The sequence below is a fragment of the Mycolicibacterium phocaicum genome, from assembly GCF_010731115.1.
Classification (GTDB): Bacteria; Actinomycetota; Actinomycetes; order Mycobacteriales; family Mycobacteriaceae; genus Mycobacterium; species Mycobacterium phocaicum.
In genome coordinates this window covers 3,023,990-3,050,371 of sequence record NZ_AP022616.1, presented here as the reverse complement: position 1 = coordinate 3,050,371, position 26,382 = coordinate 3,023,990, and the positions used below count along the sequence as shown (strand labels likewise).

Sequence of the window (26,382 nt, the reverse complement as noted above, 5' to 3'; positions counted from 1 at the left end):
TCGGGCCCTAGGCTCGAATTGTTTTCAGGAGGGTTTTGCATGCCGGACACAGCTGACGTCACCACCGAGCCGTCCGGCATCGTGCGCCGGCTGGGCACGCGCGGCATCGTGGCTGCGGTCGGTGTCGTGGTGGCCGTCGTCGCCGCCGTCGGCTGGGTGGTGTTCGGCACCTCGGACGAGCACCGGGCTCCGAGTTCCATCGCGGCCTCGGCGGTACCGACGCAGGCGCAACCCGAGCTGACCTCCGCGCCGTTCGCGCTGACCCGCGACGGCAACACCGTCACCCTGACGGGCAGCCTGGCCAACACCCGGTCGAAGTCCGAACTGGCCGCTGCGGTCAAGGCGCAGTGGCTGAATGCCACCCTCGACGACAAGACGACCGTCGTTGACGGTGCCGGCACTCCGGACATGGCGGCCATCGGCAACGTGTTCTCCGCGGCCGATGCCATCCCGGATTTCGGGCTGTCCATCGACGGCGCCACCGTCACGCTGATGGGCACGGCGCCCAACCTCGACGTGGCCGGTGAGGTGCAGAGCGCCGCGGCCCTGTCGTTCCCGGGTGCGAAGCTGGCCAACAACATTCAGATCCCGGCGCCTGGCGGTCCCGTGGCGCCGCCCGCGCCGGAACCCTCGTCAGCTCCCGCTCCCGGGCCCGCACCTGCTCCGGCCGGTGGCCCCTGCGCGAAGGTGCAGACGGACGTCACAGAGCTGCTGCGGACCCCGATCAGTTTTGTCACCGGCGGCTCGCAGATGACGGGGGAGTCCCGCCGGCTGCTGGTCCAGATCGCCGACAAGATCAAGGGCTGCCCGAATGGTGCGGTCACCGTGACCGGCTACACCGACAACCAGGGCAGCGACGCCGTCAACCTCAAGCTGAGCGACACCCGGGCCAAAGCCGTTGCCGCCGCGCTGGTTTCGAACGGCGTGCTGGCGGCGAAGATGACGGCCCGCGGTGCCGGTTCGGCCAACCCGATCGCCGACAACAGCACCGAGGAAGGCCGCGCGAAGAACCGCCGGGTCGAGATCACCGTCGGCTGAGCGGTAGCGCCGGCAACTCTCCGAGCCGCCGCGAGCGTGCACACAGATCGGCAATTTTCGGAGAATTGCGATCTGACTGCACATTCGTGGTGAGGACGTCGGGCTATGCATCCGCGAGTGTGCAATGAGAGCCCGGGATCCGCGAATCTTGCCATCTGTGTGCACAGTCGCGGTGGAGGCGGCGCCGGGCTCAGCGATGTCCGGGCAGCCGCAGCAACAGCCGCGTCCCGCCAAGGGGGCTGGTCTCCAATGTCGCGGTGCCGCCGTGCAATTCGGCCTGCTGGGCCACCAGCGCGAGGCCCAGCCCGGAGCCCGAGTGTGATGCCGTGGAGCCCCGGTTGAATCGGCCGAAGACCTTCAGGCGTTCGTCTTCGGGTACGCCGCAGCCGTCGTCGTCGACGGCGATCTCGACCCCGGCGCGCGAACTGACCGCGGACAGCTGAACTTTCGACGCACCGCCGTGCTTGACGGCGTTGGCGATCGCGTTGTCGACCGAAAGCCGCAGCCCGGCAGGCAGTCCGACGATGATGATGGTCGGCGCCGGTACCAGTGAAACCTCCAGGTCCGGGTACACGCGCATGGCGTCGTGCGCGGCGCGATCCAGGAGTTCGGTGATGTCCACGGGCACATGGTCATCGACGGTGGACAGCTCACCCTGTGCCAGGCGCTCCAGTGCCCATAGCGTGGTCTCGATGCGCGACTGGGTGCGCACCACGTCGCTCAGCACTTCCTTGCGCTGCTCATCGGGAAGGTCGAGCGTGCTCAGGATTTCGACGTTGGTGCGCATCGCCGTCAGCGGCGTGCGCAGCTCGTGCGCCGACACCGCCGCGAAGTCACGCGCCGACGCCAGCGCGGCCTTCGTCCGGCCCTTCTCTTCCCACACGCGGTCCACCAGACCTTTGACCGCGTCGGCGATTTCGACGGCCTCGGTGGCACCGCGGACGTCGATGTGCGGGGCGTCGCCTTCGGGGTCGATATCGCGCGTCTGCTGCGCCAGCCGTTTGAGCGGACGCACCGCGAACGCGGCCAGCGCCCAGCCCGCGACGGCGGCCGCGCCAATGGCGAACGCGCACAACGCGATCACCCGGCGATGCAGGTTGTTGGTGTCGATGATCGTCGCGTCATACGTGGCACCGACCGCCACCAGCATCGGGTCCGGCATGTGGATCTGCACCGTGCGCACCCGGTAGCGGACGCCGTTGACGTCGGTGTCGGCGTAACCGACCGGCAGCTCCGGCAGCACGACGTTCGAGTTCGAGCTGACCTGGCCGCTGCGGCGGGCCGTGATGACGACGTTCTCGTCGTGCGGTGGCCGCGGAATCTCGTCCAGCCCGCGCGGCAGGAACGGGATCGCGAAGCCGGCGGCCTCGTCGAGGCGGCGGTCCAGCCGTTCCTTGCGGTCGTTGGTGATGCCGATCCACACGATGGTGCCGACGATCCCGACCACGATGGCCGCGGCGATACCGGTGGCGAACGCGACGCGCGACTGCAGCGACGGGGTGCGACGGAAGACGCGCGCCAGGATGTTCACGGGCTACTGCTGCCTGAGTACGAACCCCACACCGCGGACCGTGTGCAACAGTCGCGGCGCACCGTTGGCCTCCAGCTTGCGGCGCAGGTAGCCGATGAACACGTCGACGACGTTGGTGTCGGCGGCGAAGTCGTAGCCCCACACCAGCTCGAGCAGCTGGGCGCGGGACAGCACGGCGGTCTTGTGCTCGGCGAGCACGGCCAGCAGGTCGAACTCGCGCTTGGTGAGGTCGACGTCGGCGCCGTTGACGCGGGCCCGCCGGCCCGGGATGTCGACTTCGAGCGGCCCGACGGAGATGGTCTCCGACGAGAACGTCGCCGTCGCGCCGCGGCGGCGCAACAGCGCCTTGACGCGCGCCACCAGCTCGGCCAGCACGAATGGCTTGACCAGGTAGTCGTCGGCGCCGGCTTCCAGGCCCGCCACCCGGTCGTCGACCGAGCTGCGGGCCGAGAGCACACACACCGGCACGTCGTTGTCCATGGCGCGTAGCGCGGTGACGACGCTGACGCCGTCGAGCACCGGCATGTTGATGTCCAGAATGATGGCATCCGGCCGGAATTCGGTGGCACTGCGCAGGGCTTCGGCGCCGTCGACCGCGGTCGAGACCTCGAAGCCGGACAGCCGCAGGCCACGCTCCAGTGAGGCCAGCACGTCCGGGTCGTCGTCGACTACGAGCAGGCGGGGGGAGGCGCTTCCGCTATCCATGTGCCTCATCTTGCCCGATGGCCCACTGTTATTGACGGAGGCACGTCTGGCAGCCACTATTCGGTGCTAGCATCCGGCGCTTATGGGGCCTGTGTCGCCGCGAGTCATCGTCCAACCCGATGATGGCGTGCAGCCGGTGCGGGATTTCCTCGCATCGGCGCAGAAGTCGTTGCTCATCAAGCAATTCACGTTCACCGAGCCGTCCCTCGTGGCGGCGGTGATCGACCGGCATCGGGCGGGCGTCGCGGTGCGCGTCATGCTGAACCCGGCCCGCTCGGGCGGGGACCGCGCCAATGACGAGACGTTCGAACAATTCTCGGCTGCCGGTGTCAACGTCCAGTGGTCCAATCCGACGTTCTACGTGACGCACGAGAAGTCGATCGTGGTCGACGAGACGGCTGCACTCGTGGCCACGTTCAACCTGTGCGAGAAGTACTTCACCCTCACCCGTGACTACGGCGTCATCACCACCGACGCGGAGCACGTCGCGCAGATCGTCGAGGTGTTCGACGCCGACTGGTCCCACACCGATTGGGAGCCGTCGCAGTACCACGGGCTGTTGTGGAGCAACTCGAATTCCCGCTACCACATGGCGAAATTCATCGACACCGCCGAACACCGGCTGCGCATCCAGCACCCGAAGTACGTCGACGCCGTCATCCTCGACCACATCGCGGCGGCGGTGGGCCGGGGCGTGAACGTCCATGTGCTGTGCGGTGGCAAGCACGGCATCAGCGACTGGGACATCCTCGACACGTTCGCCTCGCTGCGGACCCTGCGCCGGTTCGGCGCGAAGGTGCGCAAGCAGAAGAACCTGCGGGTACACGCCAAGTTGGTCATCGTCGACGACCATGAGGCCCTCGTGGGCTCGATGAACATCGACCGCAGCGCCTTCGACCTGCGCCGCGAGCTGGGCGTGATGGTCAAGGACCCGGACGCCGTCGCGCAGCTGTCGCAGGTGTTCGACGCCGACTGGGAGACCTCGCACCACTACGAGCCGCCGGATCCGCTGGATTCGTCGCAGCACCACGAAGACGACTTCCCGCATGACCCCGAGCTCGTCCATGAGTGAGCAGATCGACTCGACGGCCCAACGGGTTTCGTTGTTCGAGTTGGTCCTGACGTTCAACCACATCGCGCTGGCGTCGTTCGGCGGCGGGCTGTCGGCCTGGTCGCGCGAGGTGCTGGTCGTCGAGAAGGGCTGGCTCGGGGACGCCGAGTTCCTCTCGGCCACAACGATGTGCCGCATCCTGCCCGGCGCCAACCAGGTGAACATGGCGGTGTTCGCCGGCACCAAGATGCGTGGCTTTCCCGGTGCCGCCGCCGCGGTATTCGGCTTGTGCGCCATGCCTCTGGTCATCGTGCTGGTGCTGTCGTTCGCCTACTTCCGGTTCAAGGAAGTGCCCGCGGTCAAGGGCGTGTTGCACGGCGCGTCGGCGGCCGCGGTGGCCCTGACCCTGACGATGGTGCTCAAGACGGGCCAGAAGTGCCTGACGGGCGTCGTGCCGGTGCTGCTGTTCGCCGGCGCCTTCGTGCTGAACGGCGTGCTGCGGTTCCCGCTGCTGGGGACGCTCGCGATTCTGGCCCCGCTCAGTCTGATCTGGGCGTGGCCGCGGGAGCGCACCGCGGCGTCGACATGAGCGTCAGCGAGAAGCCGGAGGCGGATCGCGCATGAGCACAGCGGCGCTCTCGACGTACATCCAACTCATCGGGCTGTTCGGCATGCTGTCGCTGCTGTCCATCGGCGGCGGCAACGTGGTGCTGCCGGAGATGCACATCAACGCCGTCAACGGCAGGCACTGGCTCACCGACAACCAGTTCGCCGACCTGTTCTCGATCTCGCAGACCGCGCCGGGGCCGAGCATCCTCATCGTGTCGATGGTCGGCTACGGCGCCGGGCTGAAAGAGGGCGGCATTCCCGGCGCGATCATCGGCGGCGTCGTCTCGATGGTCGCGATGGTGGTGCCGGCCGCGGGCTTCGTCTACGTCATCACGCTGATCTGGCAGAAGGCCGAACGCTCCAAACTCCGCCGCGCTGTCGAAAAGGGTTTCGCCCCGCTGACGGTGGGCCTGATCCTGGCGGCATCGTTGGTCATGAGCCGGGCCGCCGACCACGACTGGCGGGCCTACACCGTCACGGCGGTCTGCACGGTGATCTTCATGCTCACCAAGCTCAACCCGCTGATCGTGGTCGCCGCGGCCGGTCTGGTCGGGTACCTGGGCTTCATCTGACCTGGTCGCGCCGTCGCGCCGGGTGATTGTCGGTGGCACGTGCGAGCATTGAAGTTGTTGTGTCTGATGTAGCCCAGCCCCTGCACTCGGCCCCGGCGATCGCTCCGGTGCCGCAGCGTCGGCGTGCGTCGACGGACCTGCTGCGCCTGCTGCCGTACCTCGGCCCCTACCGCGGTCGCTGGGGCGCCATGCTGCTCACCGCGTGCGCCGGTCTGGGCGTGACGGTCGCGATTCCGCTGATGACCAAGGCCGTGATCGACGGTCCGGTGCGGCATCAGGATCAGCACGGCCTGTGGGTTCTCGGTTCGGCGGCGCTCGCATTGGGCCTCCTCGAGGCGGTGCTGTGGTTCATCCGGCGCTGGCTCGGGGCGCGGGCGACCATGGGCGTCGAGGCCGACATCCGCAAAGAGCTCTACGCGCGGCTGCAGATCCTGCCCATGTCGTTCCACCGGCAGTGGCAGTCCGGGCAATTGCTGTCCCGGGTGATGAACGACCTTGGCACCATTCGCCAATTTCTCGGGTTCGGCCTGCTGTTCCTGGTGCTCAACTCGATTCAGATCGTCGTGGTCACGGCCATCCTGCTCGCCATGTACTGGCCGCTGGGTGTGGTGGTCCTGGCCTCTGTGGTGCCGGTGTCGGTGACGGTCTTCAGATTCGAACGGCAGTTCAGCCGGCTGTCGCGGCTGGCGCAGGACCAATCCGGCCATGTCGCAACGCATGTCGAGGAGTCGGCGCTGGGCCTGCGCGTGATCAAGTCGTTCGGCCGGGAGGACTACGTCTACCAGCGGTTCGACGAGCGGGCGACGGACCTCTACGACGCCGAGGTCGGCAAGGTGGCGGTATCGGCCCGGTTCTGGACGCTGCTCGAGGTCATCCCGAATCTCACGCTCATCCTGGTGCTCGGATTCGGCGCGTACGCGGTCGGCCACGACCTGGTCACCATGGGCACGCTCGTCGCGTTCATCACCATGATGCTGTCGCTGGTGTGGCCCATCGCGTCGCTGGGCTTCCTGCTGTCGATGATGCAGGAGTCGATGACCGCGGCCGATCGCGTCGCCGAGATCTTCGACGCGCCAGTGGATGTCACCGACGGCCCGGTCACCACCGTGCCGCGCGGCGGACACCTCGAATTGCGTGACGTCGGCTTCCGGTTCCCCGACGCCGCACCCGACGACTGGGCGCTGCGCCACGTGTCGGTGACGGTCGAACCCGGGCAGACATTGGCGTTGGTCGGCGCCACCGGCTCCGGGAAATCGGTTCTGGCCGCGTTGTTCTCACGGCTGTACGACGTCACCGAGGGCGCGATCCTGCTCGACGGCCGGGACATCCGCGAGCTGTCGCTGCCCGCCCTGCGGACCGCCGTGGCCACCGCGTTCGAAGATCCGACGCTGTTCTCGATGTCCGTCGCCGAGAACCTCGCCCTCGGTCGTGGCGCCGACAATCCCGCCACCTACGACGAGATTCGCGAAGCCATCGACATCGCCGCCGCCCAGTTCGTCTACGACCTGCCGTTCGGGCTGGACACCCGCATCGGCGAGCAGGGGATGAGCCTGTCCGGCGGTCAGCGGCAACGCCTTTCGCTGGCCCGCGCGATCCTCGCCGCGCCGTCGCTGCTGGTGCTCGATGACACCCTGTCGGCCCTGGACATGCACACCGAAGCGGAGGTCACCGTCGCGCTCCGGCGGGTGCTGACGTCGGTGACGGGCATCGTGGTGGCGCACCGGGCGTCGACTGTCCTGCTGGCCGATCGGGTGGCACTGCTCCAGGACGGCACGATCACCCGCATCGGCACGCACGCCGAGTTGCTGGCGGAGGCACCCGAATACCGCTATCTGTTGTCGGCCGACGACGAGCTCGACGACGGCTGCGAGCGCAGCTGCGATTGGGAGCAGGACGCCGAACGCGAGCGGCTCGAGCAGCTGTATCTCGAGCAGACCGATGAGTCCGAAGAGGTGCGCCGCCGATGAGCACCGAGAGCTGGCGCGGCCAGACGGTCGACAAGGCCGAGGACCTGCCCATCGACGAGAGCGTCTCGCGTCGCCGTGAAGCGCGGGCGCTGCTGGGTTCATTGTTGAAGCCGTACCGGCTCGCAGTCCTGCTGCTGGGCCTGGTCGTGGTGGTGGAAAACGGTGCGCGGCTGTCTGTTCCGCTGCTCGTCCAGCGCGGCATCGACCGCGGCATCCCACCGATCGTGCAGGGTGGCCCGGCCCGCGAACTGCTGCAGATCGTCGCCGCCCTGTGCGGTGTCGTGGTGCTGCAGGCCACCTTCCGGTTGTTCTTCCTGAACCGTTCGGGCCGGATCGGGCAGAAGGTGCTGCTCGAACTGCGCCGCCGGGTGTATCGACAGTTCCAGCGGCTCGACGTCGCCTTCCACGACCGCTACACGTCGGGCCGCGTGGTGAGCCGGTCCACCAACGACATCGAAGCCATCCAGACCATGCTGTCGACGGGTTTCGACAGCCTCATCACCGCAATCCTCACCCTGGGCGGCACCGCGGTCCTGCTCGTCACGCTCGATGTGCGCCTCGGGCTGATGTGCCTGGCCGCATTCCCGCTCCTGGTGTTGCTGGTCGCCTGGTTCCGGCGCGAGTCGTCCAAGACGTACCGCACCGTCCGGGAACGCGCGGCGCTGGTCATCGTGCAGTTCGTCGAAACCATGACGGGCATCAAGGCCGTGCAGGCCTACCGGCGCGAGCCGCGCAATCAGGAGATCTTCGACGACGTCGTCGACGACTACCGCGTCATCAACGAACGCACCATGACCCTGCTCGCGGTGTTCATGCCCGGCGTCAAACTCGTCGGCAACGTCACCACCGCGGTGGTGCTGCTGTACGGCGGCTACCTGGTGCTGCACGGGCAGATGACGATCGGCACGCTGACGGCCTTCCTGCTGTACCTGCGCATGTTCTTCGAACCGATGCAGGAGATTTCGCAGTTCTTCAACAGCTTCCAGTCCGCGGCGTCGGCGCTGGAGAAGCTGGCCGGCGTGCTGGGTCAGCAGCCGGCGATCATGGACCCCACCGACCCGGTCGAGCTGACGACGGTCAAGGGCGACATCGCTTTTCACGGCGTCAGCTTCGGCTACACCCCGGACCGTCCGGTGCTGCCCGAACTGAATCTGACGGTGCCCGCGGGGCAGACCGTCGCCCTCGTCGGTGCCACCGGTGCGGGCAAGACGACCATCGCCAAGCTCATCGCGCGCTTCTATGACCCGGTCACCGGCACGGTCACCCTCGACGGCATCGACCTGCGGTCCATCGGCCAAACCGAGCTGCGCCAGCACGTCGTGATGGTGACGCAGGAGAACTTCATGTTCGCCGGCACCGTCGCCGACAACATCCGGTTCGGGCGGCCCGGCGCCACCGACGCCGAGATCCGCGCGGCCGCGGAAGCCGTTGGCGCGGACCGGTTCATCGACAACCTGCCGGACGGCTACGACACCGACGTCGCGAACCGGGGCGGACGGTTGTCGGCAGGCCAACGCCAGTTGGTCGCGTTCGCGCGTGCCTTCCTGGCCGATCCCAAAGTGCTGATCCTGGACGAGGCGACGTCGTCGCTGGACATCCCGACCGAGCGGCTGGTGCAGCGCGCGCTGGCCACCGTGCTGGCCGGGCGGACCGCGCTCGTGATCGCGCACCGACTCTCCACGGTGCAGTCCGCGGACCGGGTCCTGGTGCTCGACGGCGGGCGCATCGTCGAGGACGGCGCGCCCGACGATCTGGTCGCGCAGAACGGTCGGTATGCGGCGCTGCACCGCGCCTGGGTCGACTCGCTGGCCTGACGGGTCAGGGGATAAGCCGCAGCTGCCGTGCCTTCGACACGGCCTCGCGCCGGCTGTGGGTGCCGAGTTTCATTGCGGCACTGCGCAGATAGCTCTTGACGGTCTCGGGTTTCAGCGAAAGCCGCTGGGCGGCTTCGGTATTGGTGCACCCCAGCGCGATCTGCGCGAGGACGTCGACTTCGCGCGGGCTCAGCGGACCGGCCGGCGCGGGCCCGCCGGCCAGGGCCTCTGCCAGCCGGTCGGCGAGGCCGCCCAGATCGCCGGGCGCCACGGGCGAGCCCCCGGCCGCCAGCCGGCGCAGCTCGGCGTGCACCTGGCGGATGTGTTCGGCGTTCACCGCGGTGTCGGCGGCGGGGGCCTGTTGCAGCCGCAGCCGGCGGTCCACCTCGTCGCGGATCGTCAGCTCGTCCGACAGCCGTTGCGCCGAGGCCAGCATCAGGTCCACGGCCCGGCCGCCGAACGGTGCGCTGGACCGGTAGGCGCCGTACAACACGGCCCGGGCGCGGCCGTCGACCACGACGGGCACCGCCAGCACCGACCGGATGCCTTCAGAGAGCACAGGCATGTCGTAGTCGTGCGTGATGGACGGCGCGTGCCGGTAGTCGGCCACCGCGAGCGGCTGACCCGAGACCATGCTGGCGCCGCCGAGCCCGCACATCGAGCGCACCGTCAGCCCCCGGAGGCCACCGCCGCGGGTGCCGTAGAACTCGGTGATCAGCAGCGCGTCGTCGTGCACCTCGCCGCCGAACATCACGGGTACCGCACCCTCGGAGCCCAGACGGCGCAGCTCAGCGCGCACCGCGTCGGTGTCGCGCGGGCGCAGCACGGATGGGCCGGTGGTCACGGTCAGTACCCTCTTTCGGGGGTAGCGGGCGGAGGGGTGTGACGTAGATCCTACGTTCATGGCGACAGACGCTGGGATCACCACCAACACCGAGCAGTACCGAGCGGCGCGGGACCGCCTCGTGGCATCGATCGGTGACTACGCGCAGGCCGTCGATTCGTTCAGCTGGCCGCGGCTGACCGGGGCCTTCAACTGGGCCACCGACTGGTTCGACGTCATCGCGCGCAGCCCCGAACGGGCCGGGCAGGCGGCGTTGTGGATCACCGAAGAAGGCGGCGACGAGCAGCGGTACACCTTCGCGGAGATGGCCGACCGGTCCGACCAGGTGGCGACGTGGCTGCGAGCGCTGGGCGTGGGCAAGGGCGACCGCGTCATCGTCATGCTGGGCAACCAGGTCGAGCTGTGGGAGTCGATGCTGGCGGTCGCCAAGCTCGGCGCGGTGGTGATGCCGACGACCGGGGCGCTGGGTTCGGCCGATCTGGCCGACCGGATCACCCGTGGCGGGGCGGGCTTCGTGGTGACCAATGCGGCCGATGCGGACAAGTTCGCGTCCGTGGACGGGCAGTACGTCGGGATCGTCGTCGGGGATCCGGTACCGGGCTGGCACCGCTACGCCGACGCGTACGACGTGGTTTCGGCGGGACCGTTCGCCGCGGTCACCGAGGTAGACGACCCGCTGCTGGTCTACTTCACCTCGGGCACCACCAGCAAGCCCAAACTCGTTGAGCACTCGCAGATTTCGTACCCCGTCGGCCATCTGTCCACGATGGCCTGGATCGGGGTGACGCCCGGCGACGTCCATCTGGCGATCAGCTCGCCGGGCTGGGCCAAGCACGCCTGGAGTTGTGTGTTCGCGCCGTGGATCGCCGAGGCGACGATCTTCGTCTACAACTACAGCCGCTTCGACGCCGCTGCGCTGCTGGGCCAATTGCGTCGCGCCGGCGTCAACACGTTCTGCGCGCCACCGACCGTGTGGCGGATGCTGATCCAGGCCGACCTCGGCGCCAAACCCGAAGGGCTGCGCGAGATTCTGGGCGCCGGCGAACCGCTGAACCCCGATGTCATCGCCAAGGTGCAGGACGCCTGGGGGCTGACCATCCGCGATGGCTTCGGCCAGACCGAGACCACCCTGCTGGTCGGCAACGCCCCGGGACAGCCCGTCAAGGCCGGCTCGATGGGCCGGCCGATGCCGGGCGTGCCGGTGGTGCTGGTCGACCCGGTGACCGGTGAGCGCACCGACGAAGGCGAGATCTGCCTGGACCTGAACGCCGAGCCGCTCAACCTGATGACCGGTTATCTTGCTGACCCGCAACGCAATGCGGCCGTCATGGCGGGCGGTTACTACCACACCGGCGACGTCGCCTCCCGTGACAGCGACGGCTACATCACGTACATCGGCCGCACCGATGACGTGTTCAAGTCGTCGGATTACAAGGTGTCGCCGTTCGAGCTGGAGAGCGTGCTCATCGAGCATCCCGCGGTGGTGGAAGCCGCGGTGGTGCCGCAGCCCGACGACACCCGGCTCGCCGTGCCGAAGGCGTACGTCTGTCTGGCCACGGGCTGGGACGCCGACGCGGACACGGCGCGGTCCATCATGGAATTCGCCCGTGACCACCTGGCGCCGTACCTCAAGGTGCGCCGGGTGGAGTTCGGTGACCTCCCCAAGACGATTTCCGGCAAGATCCGGCGCGTTGACCTGCGCAAGCGCGAAGATCAAGCGCATGCGGCCGGCACCCCGATCGCATCGGAATACCGCTATGAGGACCTGGTGAACTGATGCTGAGCTACGACGCGGGGCCCACCGACACCCCGATCCTCGAAGAGACCATCGGGGCCAACTTCGAGCGCACCGTCGCGGCCCATCCGGATACTCTCGCGTTGGTCGACCGCGGGCAGGGACTGCGGTACACGTATGCCGAGTTGAACGCCGAGGTCGACCTGATCGCGCGCGGCCTGATGGCCCGCGGCGTCGACAAGGGTGACCGTGTCGGGGTCTGGTCACCGAACTGCGCGCAGTGGATCGTCACGCAGCTCGCGACGGCCAAGATCGGCGCCATCCTGGTCAACGTGAATCCGGCGTACCGGGTGCACGAACTTGCCTACGCGCTCAACCAATCCGGGATGCGTGTGTTGGTCTCGGCGACGTCGTTCAAGACATCCGACTATGCGGCGATGATCGCCGAGGTGCGTCCGCAGGTTCCCAGCCTGAGTGACGTCGTCTTCCTGGACGGCGCGGACTGGGACCGGTTGCGAGCGGACAGTGCGGCCGTCGGCGCCGATGCCCTGGCGGCCCGGCAGGCCACGCTGGCCAACACCGACCCGATCAACATCCAATACACCTCGGGCACAACCGGATTCCCGAAAGGTGCGACGCTGTCGCACCGCAACATCCTGAACAACGGCTACTTCACGACGGAAGGCATCAACCTCCGAGCGGGCGAGCGGTTGTGTGTTCCGGTGCCGTTCTACCACTGTTTCGGCATGGTGATGGGCGTGCTCGGCTGCATGGCTCATGGTGCGGCCGTGGTGATTCCGGCTCCCGGATTCGACCCGGCAGCGACGCTCGACGCCGTCGAAGCCGAGCAGTGCGCCGGCGTCTACGGGGTGCCGACGATGTTCATCGCGATGCAGCACCACCCGTCGTTCGCCGGGCGGGACCTGTCGAGCCTGCGCACCGGCATCATGGCCGGCTCGGTATGCCCCGTCGAGGTGATGAAGCACTGCGTCTCCGACATGCACATGGCCGAGGTGGCCATCGCGTACGGCATGACGGAGACGTCACCGGTGTCCTGCCAGACGCTGATCGATGACGACCTGGACCGCCGCACCGCGACCATCGGACGGGCGCATCCGCACCTGGAGGTCAAGGTCATCAACCCGGAGACCGGCGAGACGGTGGAGCGTGGCGAGCCGGGGGAGTTCTGTACTCGTGGTTACTCGGTGATGTTGGGCTATTGGGACAACGACGAAAAGACCCGGGAGGCCATCGATTCCGAGGGCTGGATGCATACCGGCGATCTCGCGGTGATGCGGTCGGACGGTTACTGCGCCATCGTCGGGCGCATCAAGGACATGGTGATCCGCGGCGGGGAGAACGTGTACCCGCGCGAGATCGAGGAGTTCCTGTACACCCACCCGGACATCGAAGACGCCCAGGTGATCGGCGTGCCCGACGCCCGCTACGGCGAAGAGATCTGCGCCTGGTTGCGGATGCGGCCGGGTGCAGCACCGCTGGACGCCGCCGCCATCCGGGAATTCACCGCGGATCGGCTGGCGCACTTCAAGATTCCGCGCTACGTGCACGTCGTCGACGAGTTCCCGATGACGATCACGGGCAAGGTCCGCAAGGTCGACATGCGCGCCGAGAGCATCCGCATCTTCGGGCTGGAGCAGCCCTAGCGCGATACCTCCCCTCGCGGGGGTGCGGCTGTCGCGATCCCGAATTTCTTAACACGGTGTTGACGGCCTGATCAGGTGCTCTGACCACGTTTACGTGCTGTCATGGGTGGGTAAGCGTCTCACCATCGGCCGCACACCCCGGCCGGCGGGAGCTGACAGGAGCGCACTATGACCGTCTTTCGTACCGGCGCCGTCCGCCGAGTAGCCAAATTCGTCCGCCGTCGTGCCCATCTGACCCCGCAGGAACGCCACAATCTCGAACTGTCGCAAACGCCCCTTGCCGTGATCTCGGCATCGCTCGGCGCGCACCTCGGTCACTGATCCGGACCGTCGTCCCCTGCCACCGGGGCCATCATTCAACTTGACGAGTCCCGATGGCCGGGTCTATCTTCCAAAAGTCAGCACCTCGCTAGGCGAGGCTCCTGAACGAACAGAAGCCACTGATCCGACGACGTCGAGAGACGCCCAGGGTCAGGACAGGTCTCCCCGGATTAAGGGGTTACCCAAAGTGGCTATCCGCCCGCGGATTACGTCGTCCAGTGCCGAAGCTCTGACGAGAGGGGTGTGAGCGGTGCCGAATCGTGACAGGTTCTTGATGGCCTGGCGGGTACTCGCCTTCTCCCTTTTGTGTTGTCATTGACAGCGATGCCTCTGCGGAGGCCCGGCGGCAAGGAGGTGAGGGACACACATGAAACCTGGCGATAGTCCGAGTTCCATCCCGGAACGAGAACGTCTTCATTTCAAGAACATTCAGCATTTCGTGAAGTCTCCGCTGCCCTGCCGATCTGTTGGCGGTTTGGCCGTCTGACCGACGCTGCCCAAGGCAGGCCCGCGGGACCGAACCCGACAGGAGCTCTGTCATGACCGTATTCCGCGCTATCCCAGTACGCCGTCTGGCTCGGCTGGTGCACACCCGCACGCACCTGACGCCGCAGGAACGGCACAACCTTCGGATGTCGCAGACGCCGCTCGCGGTGATCTCGGCCTCTCTCGGGGCGCATCCCCACTTCTGACCCGCCCGGCCGCACGGTCCGCCCACCGATCCCGGTGGGCGGACCCCCGCTGCGCTGCCCTTCTCCCGAGAGGAATCTCGACATGGCCCTGTTCGCTCGTACCCCGCGCCCCGCCGGCGAAACATCAGCACGGCAACATGATTCACCGAGCACCGCGGTGCTCGACTCCGCGCACGTCGGCGACATCGTCGGCGCGCTCGGCACCATCTGCACCGACGAGACCACCACGGGACGCAACCGGTGGCAGCGACTGAAGATGCTGCTCGTGGTGATGGGGCCCGGCCTCATCGTCATGGTCGGGGACAACGACGCCGGCGGTGTCGCGACCTACGCGCAGGCCGGCCAGAACTACGGCATGGCGCTCATGTGGACACTGGCACTGCTGATTCCGGTGCTGTACGTCAACCAGGAGATGGTGGTCCGGCTCGGTGCCGTCGCCGGAGTGGGGCACGCCCGCCTGATCTTCGCCCGATTCGGCAAGTTCTGGGGCGCCTTCAGCGTCGGCGACCTGTTCATCGTCAATGCGCTGACCATCGTCACCGAATTCGTCGGTGTGTCAATGGCGTTGAACTACTTCGGGCTGCCCAAGGCGATCTCGGTGCCGCTCGCGGCAGTGCTGCTGTTCGCCGTCGTGGCCGGCGGTTCGTTCCGTCGTTGGGAGCGTTTCATTTTCGCGCTGATCGCGATCAACATCGTGATCTTCCCGCTGGCGTTCATCGTGCACCCGTCCGCGACGGAAACGGCGAAGGGATTGATCCCGTCGTTCCCGGGCGGCCTGAACTCGACGCTGTTGCTACTGATCGTGGCCATCGTCGGCACCACGGTCGCGCCGTGGCAATTGTTCTTCCAGCAGTCCAACATCGTCGACAAGCGGTTGACCCCCAAGTGGATTCGTTACGAGCGGATCGATCTGTGGATCGGCATCGTCGTGGTGATGGTCGGCGCGGTCGCGATCATGGCCGCCGCCGCGTTCGGGCTGGGCGGCACCGCGGCGGCCGGCAACTTCACCGATGCCGGTGACGTGGCGACCCAGCTGGGCCGGCACGTTTCGCCCACTGCGGGTGCGCTGTTCGCCATCCTGCTGCTGGACGCCTCGCTCATCGGGGCCAACGCCGTCGGCCTCGCCACCACGTACGCGCTGGGTGACACTTTGGGCAAGCGGCACTCGTTGCACTGGAAGGTCAGTGAGGCGCCCGCTTTCTACCTGGGTTACGCCGCGTTGTTGGCGGTGGCGGCCGCGGTGTCGTTCAGCCCGGACCACGTGCTGGGGCTGCTCACCCAGGGCGTGCAGGCGCTGGCCGGGGTGCTGCTGCCGTCGGCGACGGTGTTCCTGGTGCTGCTGTGCAACGACAAGGCGGTGTTGGGGCCGTGGGTCAACACCATGCGGCAGAACATCATGGCGGGCGTGATCGTCTGGGCCCTGGTGCTGTTGTCGCTGGCGCTGACGGCCGCGACGTTCTTCCCGAATCTGACTGCCGGACAGCTGGAATGGGGTTTCGGGGCCGGGGTTGCCGTTGGCGTGCTCGGTGGTGGCGCCATCGCGGGGGCGACGCTGCGGTCTCGGCGGCAGGAGCGGAAGCAGGACGCTGTCCAGGTGGCCGCCGAGTTGGGTGGCCTGGATCCCGAGCAGGTGGCGGATCTGGACGAAGAGCCAGACGACCGCAAGGTCCGCAAGGCGCTGCGGAGCCAGGAGCGCGACAGCTTCCGCACGCCGGCGCTGGAGACGCTCGATCGGCCCGCCTGGTCACCGCTGCGGGTGGCCGGCATGGTCGCACTGCGTGGCTACCTGCTGGTGGCAGTGGTGCTGGTCGGGGTGAAGGTCGCCGAGGCGATCAGCGGCTGAAGAAAAGGGGGCGCGGTGCCGGTGGCTCCGCGCCCCCTTCGGCACCCTTCACAGGGAGTCGCGTGCCGGACAGTGCGAGGGGTCGCCGTCCCCGCAGGTGCACAGGTTCGTGTGCCGGCGCTCCGGATCGATGCCAGCAACGTCGGCTGCCGGGCCTCGCACGGCAGTGACGATCGAGGCCGTCCCCGCTGCTGCGGTGAGCAGCAACTCGACTTGATTTGCGGACTGCAGCAGAAGGACCAATTGATGCACTGTAAGCAGCCGATTTAGCACGCTGACCGTCCGATGCATTGCATTGCTGTGCGTATCCCGATTCGTCCTCGCCGACTGTCGCACAGTACCGACGCGAGCGTCAATACCGCAAACGGTGTGTCCCGGGTCGAGGCGCCTGGCGACAGCGGTTCGCCAGTGCGGGATGTTCCGCCGCGGCCGTCGGATTCGCGCCCCTCGGCGTGCCGGGCGACATAGGCTGAGTGTCCGACTCCCGAGTCGGCGTGGCGACGGCGAAAGGTGTTGGCACAGTGAATGTGACAGTTATGGGGGCCACTGGCCTCATCGGAAAGCTACTGGTCGACCTCTTGACGCGGGAGGGCGAGGACGTGGTCGCTGCGTCCCGGCGCTCCGGTGTCGACGTGCGCAGCGGCGTGGGCCTCGCCAAAGCCCTGGCGGGCGCGGACGCCCTCGTCGACGTCACCAACTCGCCGTCCTTCGAAGACGAAGAGGTGATGGATTTCTTCGTCGGGGCGACTACCAATCTGGTGGCCGCGGCCCGGGCGGCCGGGGTGGGCCATTACGTCGCACTGTCGATCGTGGGCGTCGACGAGCTGCCGGACAGCGGCTACCTGCGGGCCAAGGTCGCGCAAGAGCGGATCATCGCGTCGTCGGGGCTGCCCTACACGATCGTGCGTGCCACGCAGTTCCATGAGTTCGCAAGCGCCATCGTCGATTCGATGGTGGTCGAGGCCGACACCGACGAAGGTGACGAGCACGATGTGCGGGTGCCGGATGCCTTGATCCAGCCGATCGCGGCCGACGAGGTGGCGGCGTACCTGGCTGAGGTCGCGATAGAGCCACCGCGCAACCACGTGATCAACATCGGCGGACCCGAGAAGTTCCCGTTTTCGAGGCTGGCCAGGGAGGTGCTGGCGCTCCATCACGACGATCAGCGGGTGGTGGTCGACCCGCACGCGAAGTACTTCGGCACGACGCTGAAGAGGGAGAGCCTGGTCACCGGTGCCGGGGCGATGATCGCTTCGATTCCCTTCTGAGCGGCATCACGCCAGCAGCGGCGCGAGCTGGCTCGCGCAGTCCCGCAACGCCGGAACCTGCTTTTGCAGAAGCTGTTCCTGTTCGGCCCGTGCGGACATCGCCACCGCGGCCACCAGAGTCGCGGCGGCGGACCGGATCGGCACCGCGACGCACGCCGAATCGGCCCGGAGCTCCCCGGTCTGGGTGGCGTAGCCGCGCTCCCGGACTTCGGCGAGCTGTTCGGCCAGAGCGGATTTCGAGATGATGGTGCGGTCGGTGAGCGCCGCCGGGCTCAAGGCCAGCAGCGTGTCGGCATCACGCTTCTCGGCGAGCAGCAGCTTGCCGACGGCACTGGCGTGTAGGTGGCGGTTGAGTACCGATTCGTCCGCGGGCGGCGGGTATTCGCCGTCGGCGTCGGCAAGGCGCACCGAGGTGTTGGTGAAGTAGAACAGGTGCACCCCGAAGCGCACCGACAGCCGCAGCTCGGCCAGCGTCTCGCGAGCCTTGGTACATACGGTGGGCGAGACCGCGGCGTCGATCAGCAGGCCCATCCGCGGGCCCAGCGCGAACCCCGACAGGTCCGGCAGCCGCACGATGTAGCCATCGGCGACAAGGAGATTCAGCAGCCGGTAGGTGGTGGCCGACGGCATGGACAGGTGCTCGGCGATGTCCTTCGCGGTGACGCCCGTGCCGGCCAGCGCCACGGCCTCGAGCACCTGGAGGGCGCTCTGTACAGCTTTGGGCTGCCGGCCCGACAGCGCGCCGTCGGCGGGGCTCACCGGCGCACCTCCCACGGGTTGTAGTCGGCGAAAACGTCGCCGGCGACGGTCTCGTCGAACACCCCGACCCGTTCGGCGAGGTCGGGCACCCGGCGGCGGCGAACCAGGAATGCCGCCAACCCCAGTGCCAGCAGCGCGGAGTAGACCGCGGTGGCGATCCACACCGGTGACGCCACCGACAGTGCGGCCCAGATGATGATCGCGATCATGGTGGCGGCCGTGGCCAGCCCGACGATCAGGGGCACCGTGGTCAGCTCGCCGATCCGGCGCAGGAATGCCGGCGTGGCCAGGCACACCAGTAGATACGCCACGATGTAGCCGTGGGCCGACACCGCCAGCAGCCCGATGAGGACGTCGCGGCTGGACTCCGCGGCGAACAGGTAGGCGACCGGCACCGCGACGATCACCGGCATCGCGACGCTGAGTGCGACGTGCGGTGTGCGATAGCGCGGGTGAGCATGGCCCAGGGCAGCCGGCAGCAGCCCCTCGCGTCCCATCGCGAACAGCGTCCGGGACAAGGCGGTGGTGGAACCGATCACGCACGCGATCCAGGACGCGGTGATGCCGACTTCCATTGCGAGGGACAGTGCGCCGGCCAAGGTGTCGGCAGAGTCGGGGAGCGAGAGCACGATCGGCGTCGACCCGGTTCGGGTCTGGATCGTGCCCGTGGTCTGCAGGACGGCGGCGAAGGTGTACAGCGCTCCCAGCGCCAGCGGCGTCCAGCGGATGGCCCGGGTGACGGTGACGAACGGGCGTTGCGCCTCGCGGGCCACAGTGCTGGCGCTCTCGAAGCCCACGTACGAGGTGATGGCGAGCAGCAGAGCGAAGCCCAGCGCGGAATGTGGCGCATCCGCAACGGTTTTCGATGATGCGGCGCTACCGGTCACGGCTCCGCCGAAGGCGATCATCAGCACCACCCCGGCCACCACGATCGCGAACAGTTCGACGGCCAGCGAGATGCGCGCCGACAGCCTGATGCCGCGCGTCATGAGGATCAGCGCGGCACCGCCGACCAGCACGGACAGGCCGGCGATGACGGGTTTGCCTGCCGGCACCCCGACGCGGCCCAACAGCGTCGCGAGGTAACTGGCCGCGCCGAGCGCGCTCGCCATCGCGGCGGCGGCGTAGCCGATGACCAGCGACCAGCCCGCCGCGATCCCCGGAACCGGGCCGAGGCCCTTGACGGTGTAGCTGTACAGCCCGCTCACCGCGACCATGCGGGTGGAGAACTGCGTGATGCAGTACCCGACCGCGGTCATCATGAGCGCGGTCAGGATGAACACGGCGATCGTGGTGTGTCCGGCCGCCGGCAGGACCAGCGCGGGCAGCGTGACCATGACCGCCGACGGCGCCACCGCCGAGACAGACTGCCCGAGAACCTGGGTGAACGTCAGCTGCGCGCGCTGAAGCCCGGCGACCGGCGAGCGGCTCCGGATGGTTCGGGTGTGGCCCATTTGTCGGAAGGTAGCCGATCGCCCCCGGCCTCGGCGGCGTTGTCGGGTAAACATCGAGAATCTTCAAATGAGAATCCGCGACCCGGCGGGCCGCGGTGGCGCCCAGGGCACGTCCGGAAATCGAGACGAGCTGCGATTATCAACGGTCCCGAATGAGAATGCCGAAGCCATTTCAAATGAGAATCGGAATTCGCGAAATACCCATTCCGAATTAGTGGTGACGCGCACCACATCAAGGCGTAGACATGATTTCCATGACAGCCACGCTCAGCGCCGATCTGGACCCGCGGACCACCGAATTCATCGCCCGCCCGCAGCAGATGTACGTCGACGGACAGTGGGTCGAGTCGGCGACGGGCCGGCGGTTCGACACCGTCGACCCGCCACCGAACAGGTCATCACGACGGTCCCGCACAGCGACGCCGAAGACGTCGAGCGTGCGGTGCGGGCAGCTCGCCGCGCTTTCGAGGACGGCCCATGGCCGGCCATGACGCCCGCCGAGCGGCAGCGCATGATCTGGCGCATCGCGGAGGGCATCACGGCCCGGGCCGATCAGTTCGCCGAGCTGGAAAGCATCGACAACGGCAAGTCGGTCGCGGTCGCCAAGGCCGTCGACGTCACCTGGGCCGCGGAAATCTTCTATTACTACGCGGGCTGGGCCACCAAGATCGAGGGCCGCACCGTCCCGGTGTCGGTGCCGTGGGCCCCGGGGGCCAAGTTCCACGCCTTCACGCTGCGTGAGCCCGTCGGCGTCTGCGCCCAGATCACCCCCTGGAACTTCCCGCTGGTCATGGCCGCGTTCAAAGTCGCACCGGCCCTGGCCTGCGGGAACACCGTCATCCTCAAGCCCGCCGAGCAGACACCGCTGACCGCGGTGCTGCTCGCCGAGGTCATCGCCGAAGCCGGCGTCCCGGCCGGGGTGTTCAACCTGTTGACCGGTTTCGGTGACGTCGGCGCCGCGCTGTCGGCGCACGACGGCGTCGACAAGGTCGCCTTCACCGGGTCCACCGAGGTGGGCAAGAAGATCGTCAACGCCGCGTCGGGCAACCTCAAGAAGGTCTCGCTGGAACTGGGTGGCAAGAGCCCGCAAGTGGTCTTCGCCGACGCCGACCTCGAGGCCGCCATTCCGGGCGTGGCCGGCGGATTCCTCTTCAACCACGGCCAGACCTGCACGGCCGGCACCCGGCTGCTGGTCGAGGACACCATCTTCGACGAGTTCACCCAGGGCGTCGCCGAGCACGCCGCCGGCCTGCGGATCGGCCCCGGGCTGGACCCCGCCAACGACATCGGCCCGCTGGTCTCGCGTGAGCAGCTCGCCAAGGTCACCGGCTACCTCGACGACGGCATCGCGCAGGGCGCGCGGGTCCTGGCCGGGGGTGGCCGGCACGGCGACAGCGGCTTCTACGTGCAGCCCACGCTGCTGGTCGACGTGAACCGCGACTTCACCGTGTACCAGGAGGAGATCTTCGGGCCCGTCGCCGTGGCCGTGCCGTTCAACCGCGACCGCGGCGTGCGTGAAGCCGCCAACGACACGCCCTACGGACTGGCCGCCAGCGTGTGGACGCGCGACGTCTCGACGGCGCACCGGGCGGCGCAACAGATCAAGGCCGGCACGGTGTGGGTCAACTGCCACAACGCGTTCGATACCGCGCTGCCGTTCGGCGGCTACAAACAATCGGGCTGGGGCCGTGAACTCGGTGAGGGCGCCATTGCCGAATACACCCAGACGAAAGCCATCAACATCGCGCTGTGAATTCCGTCGTCAAATGAGAATTCGCGGATTCGGCAATTCTCATTTGGACTCACCGAAGCCTTACCGCACCGCAACCAATTCACATTCAATTCCAGCGAAGGTGCTGTCATGACAACTGACGCAGTTCTCGATGCCGGTCGACGCACCGGCGCTCAGCCCAACCGATTGACGGGTCGGCTCGGCCCGGTGGCCATCGTGTTCATGGTCGTCGCCGCCGCCGCTCCACTGACCGTCGTCGCCGGCACCTTCCCGATCGGCATCGCCGCCGGCAACGGGGCGGCCTACCCGGGGTCGTACGTCGTCTGCACCGCGGTGCTGCTGCTGTTCGCGGTCGGCTTCACCGCCATGGCCCGGCACATCACGGGGGCCGGCGCGTTCTACACCTACATCGCGCACGGCTTCGGCCGGCATGCCGGGCTCGGCGCCGCGTACCTGGCGCTGCTGTCCTACACCGCCGTCCAGGTCGGGGTGTACGGCTACATCGGCGCGTCCATCAACGAGCTCGTCACCGCGCACGGCGGACCCGCCGTGCCGTGGTACCTCTACGCGCTGCTGATGATGGCGGTCACCGGATTCCTGGGTTACCGGCACATCGAGCTGTCGGGCAAGGTGCTCGGGGTCCTGCTGGTCTGCGAGGTCGGCATCGTGCTGGTGATCAACGCCGCCGTCATCGGACGTGGTGGCGCACAAGGACTCTCGACGGCGGTCCTGCACTCGGGCAACTTCTTCTCCGGCGCGCCGGGCATCGCCCTGATCTTCGCGCTGGCCGGCTACATCGGTTTCGAGGCGACGGCGGTGTTCCGCGACGAGGCCCGCGACCCCGTGCGGACCATCCCGCGGGCGACGTACGCCGCGCTGTTGCTGATCGGTGGCTTCTACGCGCTCAGCAGCTGGGCGCTGGTCAGCGCGTGGGGTGACGCCGGCGCGGTCGACGAGGCGACGAAGAACCCCGCGACCATGCTGACCGAGACCGCCACCCGCTACGTCGGCGCGGTGGCCGGTGATCTGGTCCAGATCTTCTTGATCACAAGCCTTTTCGCGGCACTGCTGTCCTTCCACAACGTGCTGGCCCGCTACATCTTCTCCCTCGGCAACAGCCGGGCGCTGCCCGAGCGCTGCGGCCGCTCGCACCCGCGGCACGACTCCCCGCACATCGCGTCGTTCGCCCAGACCCTCTCGGCGCTGGTGCTGGTCGCGGCGGCGGTCCTGGCCGGCCTGGACCCCGTGACCCAGGTGTTCACGTGGTTCGTCGGCGCCGCGTCGGTGGGCATCGTGGTGCTGATGACGCTGACGTCCGCGGCCGTCGTCGTCTACTTCCGCCGGACCCGCCTCGACACCCGGCCGTGGCACACCGTCATCGCGCCGAGCCTCGGCTTCGCCGGTCTGGCAGTGCTGTCGGTGATGACCGCGGTCAACCTGCCACTGCTGGTCGGTGGCTCCGGAACCCTGGCGGCGATCATCGGCGTCCTGCTGGTCGGTGCCTTCGCCGGCGGCATCGCGGTCGCGGTGATGCGACCGCACGCCGGAGCGGGGCAGAACGAAAACCCTGATATCGCAAAGGAGATCGCACGATGACCGCCACCATTGAACCCCAGGTGACCACAGTCCCGGACCACCCGCTCACCCCACTGAGCGCCGACGAGATTCGCGCGGCACGCCGCATCGTCGACGCGCACGGCCTGCTCGGCGACAGTGTCCGCTTCGTGTTCGTCGCGCTGGAGGAACCGCACAAGAGTGACGTGCTGGCCTTCCGTCCCGGCGACGCCATGGACCGCCGGGCCCGGGTGCTGCTGCTGAACCGGGCGACCGGCCAGGGCTCCGACCTGGTGGTGTCCGTGACCGAGGGCCGTGTCGTCAGCGAGGTGACGATCGACAGCACCCGCGACGGCCACGTGCCGATCCTGGACCAGGAGTTCGAGGACATCGAAGCGTTCCTGCTCGACTGCCCCGAATGGATCGAGGCCATGACCAAGCGCAAGCTGAATCCGACTGACGTGCGGGCGGTTCCGCTGTCGGCCGGCGTGTTCGGCCACGAGGACGAGGTGGGCCGCCGCATCGTCCGGGTGCTGGCGTTCTACCAGTACGACGCCGCGGACCTGCCGTGGGCGCACCCGATCGACGGTGTGGTCGCCTACGTCGACCTGACGGGCCGCAAAGTCGTGAAGGTGATCGACGAGATCGAGCTGCCGCTGCCCACCGAACGCGGTGAGTGGGATGCCGCGCCGCATGCCGTCCCGGCCCGCACCGACCTCAAGCCCATCGAGATCACCCAGCCCGAGGGCGCGAGCTTCACCGTCGACGGCAACCAGATCACCTGGGCCGACTGGTCTTTCCGCTTCGGCTTCGACGTCCGCGAGGGCCTCACCCTGCACCAGCTGTCGATCGACGGGCGGCCGGTGGTGTACCGCGCGTCGATCGCCGAGATGGTGGTGCCCTACGCCGATCCGTCGCCGGTGCGCTACTGGCAGAACTACTTCGACCAGGGGGAGTACCTGTTCGGCCGGTACACCAACGCCCTCGAGCTGGGCTGTGACTGCCTCGGTGAGATCAAGTACTTCGACGTCACCATCGCCGACGAGAACGGCGAGCCCAAACTGATGAAGAACGCAATCTGCCTGCACGAGGAGGACTTCGGCGTGCTGTGGAAGCACACCGACATGTTCAACGGCATGGCCGAGGTGCGCCGGTCAAGACGACTCGTCATCTCCTTCTTCTTGACCATCGGCAACTACGACTACGGCTTCTACTGGTACCTCTACCTCGACGGCACCATCGAGCTGGAAGCCAAGGCCACCGGCATCGTGTTCGCCTCGGCCTACCGTGGGCCGGAAGGCTTTTCCACCGAGATGGCGCCGGGCCTGGGTGCGCCGTTCCACCAGCACATGTTCTCCGCGCGGCTGGACATGGCGGTCGACGGGCTGACCAACACCGTCGAGGAAGTCGACGCCGTCGGTGTCCCGATGGGCCCGGAGGACCCGTGGGGCAACGCATTCCGCCCGCAGAAGACCAAGCTGACCCACGAGCTCGAAGGCATGCGGACCGCCGACAACCTCAAGGCCCGGGTGTGGCACATCACCAATCCCACCAAGCAGAACCGGCTGGGCCAGAACGTCGGCTACGCGCTGCACCCGGAGGGCCAGCCCACCTTGCTGGCCGACCCGTCGAGCTCCATCGCCAAGCGCGCCGCCTTCGCGACCAAGCACCTGTGGGTGACGAAATACGATCCGGCCGAACGGTATCCGGCGGGCCAGTTCGTCAACCAGCACCCAGGGGATGCCGGCCTGCCGTCGTACGTCGCGCAGGACCGCAACATCGAGGGCGAGGACATCGTGGTCTGGCACACCTTCGGGCTGACGCACTTCCCGCGGCCCGAGGACTGGCCCGTGATGCCGGTGGATTACGCCGGATTCAAGCTCAAGCCGGTCAGCTTCTTCGATCGCAACCCGGCGCTGAATGTGCCGCCGTCGCCAAAGAAGTCGCACTGCTGCAACGGCTGAGCGGGAAATGAGCCGCCGGGCCTGGTTACCCCCGAAGACCAGGCCCGGCTTTCCGCTGTCGACGACTGCTCAGCGGTTGGACAGCCCGGAGAGCCGCCACGCCAACTGATTTCGCACGGCGGGAACGCGGCCCGCCAATCCGATCGCCAGGTTGCGGATCGGGCGGACCGGCGCCGGCAAGGTGGCCAGCCGCGTCAGCCGGTCCGTCAGGGCCACCACTTGCTGTGCCAGGGGACGTCGGGTCGCGCTGTATTCGTCGAGCACGCCGTCGCGTCCCGTCGTCAAAGCCGTTGCCAGCGCCTGACTCAACGCGAGGGCGTCTTGGATGCCCAGGTTCATGCCCTGTCCGCCGGCGGGGCTGTGGACATGGGCGGCGTCGCCGGCGAGTAGTACCCGTCCGGCGCGATAGCTGTCGGCGACCCGGTGGTGAACCCGGAACCGGGAGCCCCACTCGACGCCGGTCACCGTCACCCGGCCGGGCCCGAAGGCGCGGGTGTCGAGCAGATTCTGGACGAAGGCGGCGGACGGCTCCTCGGGCGCCGAGTCGACGGGTGCCACGATCCGGTAGGTGCCGCCGGGTAGGGGCGCGACGACCGTCAGCCCGGTGGACGCCCAGAACAGGATCACCTCGTCATCGGTGACGTCGCCACTGAGGCGGACATCGGCGAGCGCGAACGACTGCCCGTACTGCCCGCCGCTGAACCCGATGCCGGCCTGCTCCCGCACGACGCTGTGCATGCCGTCGGCGCCGACAAGGTACCGCGCCCGAATGACCTCACCATCCTCGAACTGGGCCGTGACGCCGTGGTCGTCCTGCGTGACGCCGGTCAGGGTCTTCGGCCGGATGACCTTGCCGCCGAGCTCGGCCAGGCGGTCGAGCAGCACCTGCTCAGTGGTGCACTGCGGCACCATCAGGCTGTAGGGGTAGCGGGTCGGCAGCGTGCTGAAGTCGACCGGGATCAGGGTCCTGTGGCCATCGCGGATGGTGAATCGGGGCGCCTCGATGCCGAGTTCCACCAGGCGTTCGGACACGCCCAGGTCTTCCAGCACCTCCAGCGTGCGGGCGTTCACCACCGCCGCGCGTGAGGTGTTGGCGCCCGCGGCCAGGCGGTCGACCACCAGGGCGTCGACGCCGCGGGCCTGTAGCGCGGCGGCGAGGGCCAATCCGGTGGGGCCTGCTCCGACGATCAGGACATCGGTGTCGGTCATCTGCGTCTCCTTCCGCGTATGCCAACAGTTGTTGGCATAACAATGGTTGCGCCTTT

20 protein-coding genes, 1 pseudogene and 1 riboswitch are annotated in these 26,382 nt (G+C 67.9%); of the genes and pseudogenes, 15 read left to right on the top strand and 6 right to left on the bottom strand.

The window, feature by feature from the left end:
- Positions 1–39: 39 nt before the first annotated feature.
- Positions 40–1,038, top strand: coding sequence for a channel-forming protein ArfA/OmpATb (gene arfA, locus G6N46_RS14660; RefSeq protein ID WP_138247935.1), 999 nt, complete (start codon positions 40–42; stop codon positions 1,036–1,038).
- 190 nt (positions 1,039–1,228) lie between these two features.
- Here arfA and G6N46_RS14655 read toward each other — a convergent pair whose 3' ends face one another.
- Together G6N46_RS14655 and G6N46_RS14650 are read right to left on the bottom strand one after the other, a co-directional pair.
- Positions 1,229–2,569 (bottom strand): sensor histidine kinase, encoded by a 1,341-nt coding sequence (locus G6N46_RS14655; protein WP_061005594.1) that lies wholly within the window; start codon positions 2,567–2,569, stop codon positions 1,229–1,231.
- 3 nt (positions 2,570–2,572) lie between these two features.
- Positions 2,573–3,274: a response regulator transcription factor gene (locus tag G6N46_RS14650; protein ID WP_020098913.1), complete on the bottom strand. Its 702-nt coding sequence runs from the start codon at positions 3,272–3,274 to the stop codon at positions 2,573–2,575.
- Positions 3,275–3,356: 82 nt separating this feature from the next.
- Here G6N46_RS14650 and G6N46_RS14645 point away from each other — a divergent pair, with 82 nt between their 5' ends.
- From G6N46_RS14645 to G6N46_RS14625, 5 genes are read left to right on the top strand one after another with little or no spacing between them, the layout of a single operon-like run.
- The gene (locus G6N46_RS14645) at positions 3,357–4,346 is read left to right on the top strand and encodes a phospholipase D-like domain-containing protein (protein WP_138247936.1); all 990 of its coding nucleotides are present in this window, start codon (positions 3,357–3,359) and stop codon (positions 4,344–4,346) included.
- Positions 4,339–4,914, top strand: coding sequence for a chromate transporter (locus G6N46_RS14640; RefSeq protein WP_138247937.1), 576 nt, complete (start codon positions 4,339–4,341; stop codon positions 4,912–4,914). The genes G6N46_RS14645 and G6N46_RS14640 overlap by 8 nt, the downstream gene beginning before the upstream one ends.
- Before the next feature lie 31 nt (positions 4,915–4,945).
- Entirely contained in the window at positions 4,946–5,506 is a 561-nt protein-coding gene (locus G6N46_RS14635) for a chromate transporter (RefSeq protein WP_138247938.1), read from the top strand.
- A gap of 59 nt (positions 5,507–5,565) precedes the next feature.
- Entirely contained in the window at positions 5,566–7,473 is a 1,908-nt protein-coding gene (locus G6N46_RS14630) for an ABC transporter ATP-binding protein (protein ID WP_234880529.1), read from the top strand.
- Complete coding sequence (locus tag G6N46_RS14625) at positions 7,470–9,287, top strand: ABC transporter ATP-binding protein (RefSeq protein WP_138247939.1); 1,818 nt, start codon at positions 7,470–7,472, stop codon at positions 9,285–9,287. Before G6N46_RS14630 ends, G6N46_RS14625 begins: the two co-directional genes overlap by 4 nt.
- Positions 9,288–9,291: 4 nt before the next feature.
- On the opposite strand, the gene G6N46_RS14620 is transcribed toward G6N46_RS14625, so the two are convergent.
- Complete coding sequence (locus G6N46_RS14620) at positions 9,292–10,131, bottom strand: LuxR C-terminal-related transcriptional regulator (protein WP_138247940.1); 840 nt, start codon at positions 10,129–10,131, stop codon at positions 9,292–9,294.
- Between the two features lie 76 nt (positions 10,132–10,207).
- Here G6N46_RS14620 and G6N46_RS14615 point away from each other — a divergent pair, with 76 nt between their 5' ends.
- The 6 genes from G6N46_RS14615 (at position 10,208) to G6N46_RS14600 (ending at position 17,654) form a co-directional block, all read left to right on the top strand.
- Entirely contained in the window at positions 10,208–11,908 is a 1,701-nt protein-coding gene (locus tag G6N46_RS14615; RefSeq protein ID WP_138247965.1) for an AMP-binding protein, read from the top strand.
- Positions 11,908–13,530 carry an AMP-binding protein gene (locus tag G6N46_RS14610; protein ID WP_138247941.1) on the top strand — a complete coding sequence of 541 codons (1,623 nt, stop codon included), beginning with the start codon at positions 11,908–11,910 and terminating at the stop codon, positions 13,528–13,530. Before G6N46_RS14615 ends, G6N46_RS14610 begins: the two co-directional genes overlap by 1 nt.
- Positions 13,531–13,698: 168 nt before the next feature.
- Positions 13,699–13,851 (top strand): hypothetical protein, encoded by a 153-nt coding sequence (locus tag G6N46_RS28285; protein ID WP_167526413.1) that lies wholly within the window; start codon positions 13,699–13,701, stop codon positions 13,849–13,851.
- A 77-nt stretch (positions 13,852–13,928) separates the two neighbouring features.
- Positions 13,929–14,099: riboswitch (M-box (ykoK) riboswitch) on the top strand.
- 291 nt (positions 14,100–14,390) lie between these two features.
- The gene (locus G6N46_RS28280) at positions 14,391–14,543 is read left to right on the top strand and encodes a hypothetical protein (RefSeq protein WP_167526412.1); all 153 of its coding nucleotides are present in this window, start codon (positions 14,391–14,393) and stop codon (positions 14,541–14,543) included.
- A gap of 82 nt (positions 14,544–14,625) precedes the next feature.
- Entirely contained in the window at positions 14,626–16,386 is a 1,761-nt protein-coding gene (locus G6N46_RS14605; RefSeq protein WP_163692768.1) for an NRAMP family divalent metal transporter, read from the top strand.
- A gap of 536 nt (positions 16,387–16,922) precedes the next feature.
- On the top strand, positions 16,923–17,654 hold the full coding sequence (locus G6N46_RS14600) for an SDR family oxidoreductase (RefSeq protein WP_234880532.1): 732 nt from the start codon (positions 16,923–16,925) through the stop codon (positions 17,652–17,654).
- Between the two features lie 6 nt (positions 17,655–17,660).
- Here the strand turns inward: G6N46_RS14600 and G6N46_RS14595 are convergent, their stop codons facing one another.
- Positions 17,661–18,413 (bottom strand): IclR family transcriptional regulator, encoded by a 753-nt coding sequence (locus tag G6N46_RS14595; RefSeq protein ID WP_138247943.1) that lies wholly within the window; start codon positions 18,411–18,413, stop codon positions 17,661–17,663.
- A complete protein-coding gene (locus G6N46_RS14590) occupies positions 18,410–19,867 on the bottom strand; it encodes an APC family permease (protein ID WP_138247944.1) in 1,458 nt (485 codons plus the stop codon). The genes G6N46_RS14595 and G6N46_RS14590 overlap by 4 nt, the downstream gene beginning before the upstream one ends.
- 254 nt (positions 19,868–20,121) lie before the next feature.
- Here G6N46_RS14590 and G6N46_RS14585 point away from each other — a divergent pair.
- From G6N46_RS14585 to G6N46_RS14575, 3 genes and pseudogenes are all read left to right on the top strand, one after another.
- Positions 20,122–21,620 (top strand): annotated as a pseudogene (locus tag G6N46_RS14585) (aldehyde dehydrogenase family protein).
- Between the two features lie 108 nt (positions 21,621–21,728).
- A complete protein-coding gene (locus G6N46_RS14580; protein ID WP_138247945.1) occupies positions 21,729–23,195 on the top strand; it encodes an APC family permease in 1,467 nt (488 codons plus the stop codon).
- Complete coding sequence (locus G6N46_RS14575; RefSeq protein ID WP_138247946.1) at positions 23,192–25,117, top strand: primary-amine oxidase; 1,926 nt, start codon at positions 23,192–23,194, stop codon at positions 25,115–25,117. The genes G6N46_RS14580 and G6N46_RS14575 overlap by 4 nt, the downstream gene beginning before the upstream one ends.
- 69 nt (positions 25,118–25,186) lie before the next feature.
- Here the strand turns inward: G6N46_RS14575 and G6N46_RS14570 are convergent, their stop codons facing one another.
- A complete protein-coding gene (locus G6N46_RS14570; protein ID WP_138247947.1) occupies positions 25,187–26,326 on the bottom strand; it encodes an FAD-dependent oxidoreductase in 1,140 nt (379 codons plus the stop codon).
- Positions 26,327–26,382 lie beyond the last annotated feature (56 nt).

What these genes read in the sequence shown, in the direction of transcription:
- G6N46_RS14570 (WP_138247947.1), bottom strand. Translation starts at nt 26,326, where the DNA reads ATGACCGACACCGATGTCCTGATCGTCGGAGCAGGCCCCACCGGATTG.
- G6N46_RS14575 (WP_138247946.1), top strand. Translation starts at nt 23,192, where the DNA reads ATGACCGCCACCATTGAACCCCAGGTGACCACAGTCCCGGACCACCCG.
- G6N46_RS14590 (WP_138247944.1), bottom strand. Translation starts at nt 19,867, where the DNA reads ATGGGCCACACCCGAACCATCCGGAGCCGCTCGCCGGTCGCCGGGCTT.
- G6N46_RS14635 (WP_138247938.1), top strand. Translation starts at nt 4,946, where the DNA reads ATGAGCACAGCGGCGCTCTCGACGTACATCCAACTCATCGGGCTGTTC.
- G6N46_RS28285 (WP_167526413.1), top strand. Translation starts at nt 13,699, where the DNA reads ATGACCGTCTTTCGTACCGGCGCCGTCCGCCGAGTAGCCAAATTCGTC.
- G6N46_RS14640 (WP_138247937.1), top strand. Translation starts at nt 4,339, where the DNA reads ATGAGTGAGCAGATCGACTCGACGGCCCAACGGGTTTCGTTGTTCGAG.
- G6N46_RS14625 (WP_138247939.1), top strand. Translation starts at nt 7,470, where the DNA reads ATGAGCACCGAGAGCTGGCGCGGCCAGACGGTCGACAAGGCCGAGGAC.
- arfA (WP_138247935.1), top strand. Translation starts at nt 40, where the DNA reads ATGCCGGACACAGCTGACGTCACCACCGAGCCGTCCGGCATCGTGCGC.
- G6N46_RS14610 (WP_138247941.1), top strand. Translation starts at nt 11,908, where the DNA reads ATGCTGAGCTACGACGCGGGGCCCACCGACACCCCGATCCTCGAAGAG.
- G6N46_RS14645 (WP_138247936.1), top strand. Translation starts at nt 3,357, where the DNA reads ATGGGGCCTGTGTCGCCGCGAGTCATCGTCCAACCCGATGATGGCGTG.
- G6N46_RS14600 (WP_234880532.1), top strand. Translation starts at nt 16,923, where the DNA reads ATGGGGGCCACTGGCCTCATCGGAAAGCTACTGGTCGACCTCTTGACG.
- G6N46_RS28280 (WP_167526412.1), top strand. Translation starts at nt 14,391, where the DNA reads ATGACCGTATTCCGCGCTATCCCAGTACGCCGTCTGGCTCGGCTGGTG.
- G6N46_RS14650 (WP_020098913.1), bottom strand. Translation starts at nt 3,274, where the DNA reads ATGGATAGCGGAAGCGCCTCCCCCCGCCTGCTCGTAGTCGACGACGAC.
- G6N46_RS14580 (WP_138247945.1), top strand. Translation starts at nt 21,729, where the DNA reads ATGACAACTGACGCAGTTCTCGATGCCGGTCGACGCACCGGCGCTCAG.
- G6N46_RS14605 (WP_163692768.1), top strand. Translation starts at nt 14,626, where the DNA reads ATGGCCCTGTTCGCTCGTACCCCGCGCCCCGCCGGCGAAACATCAGCA.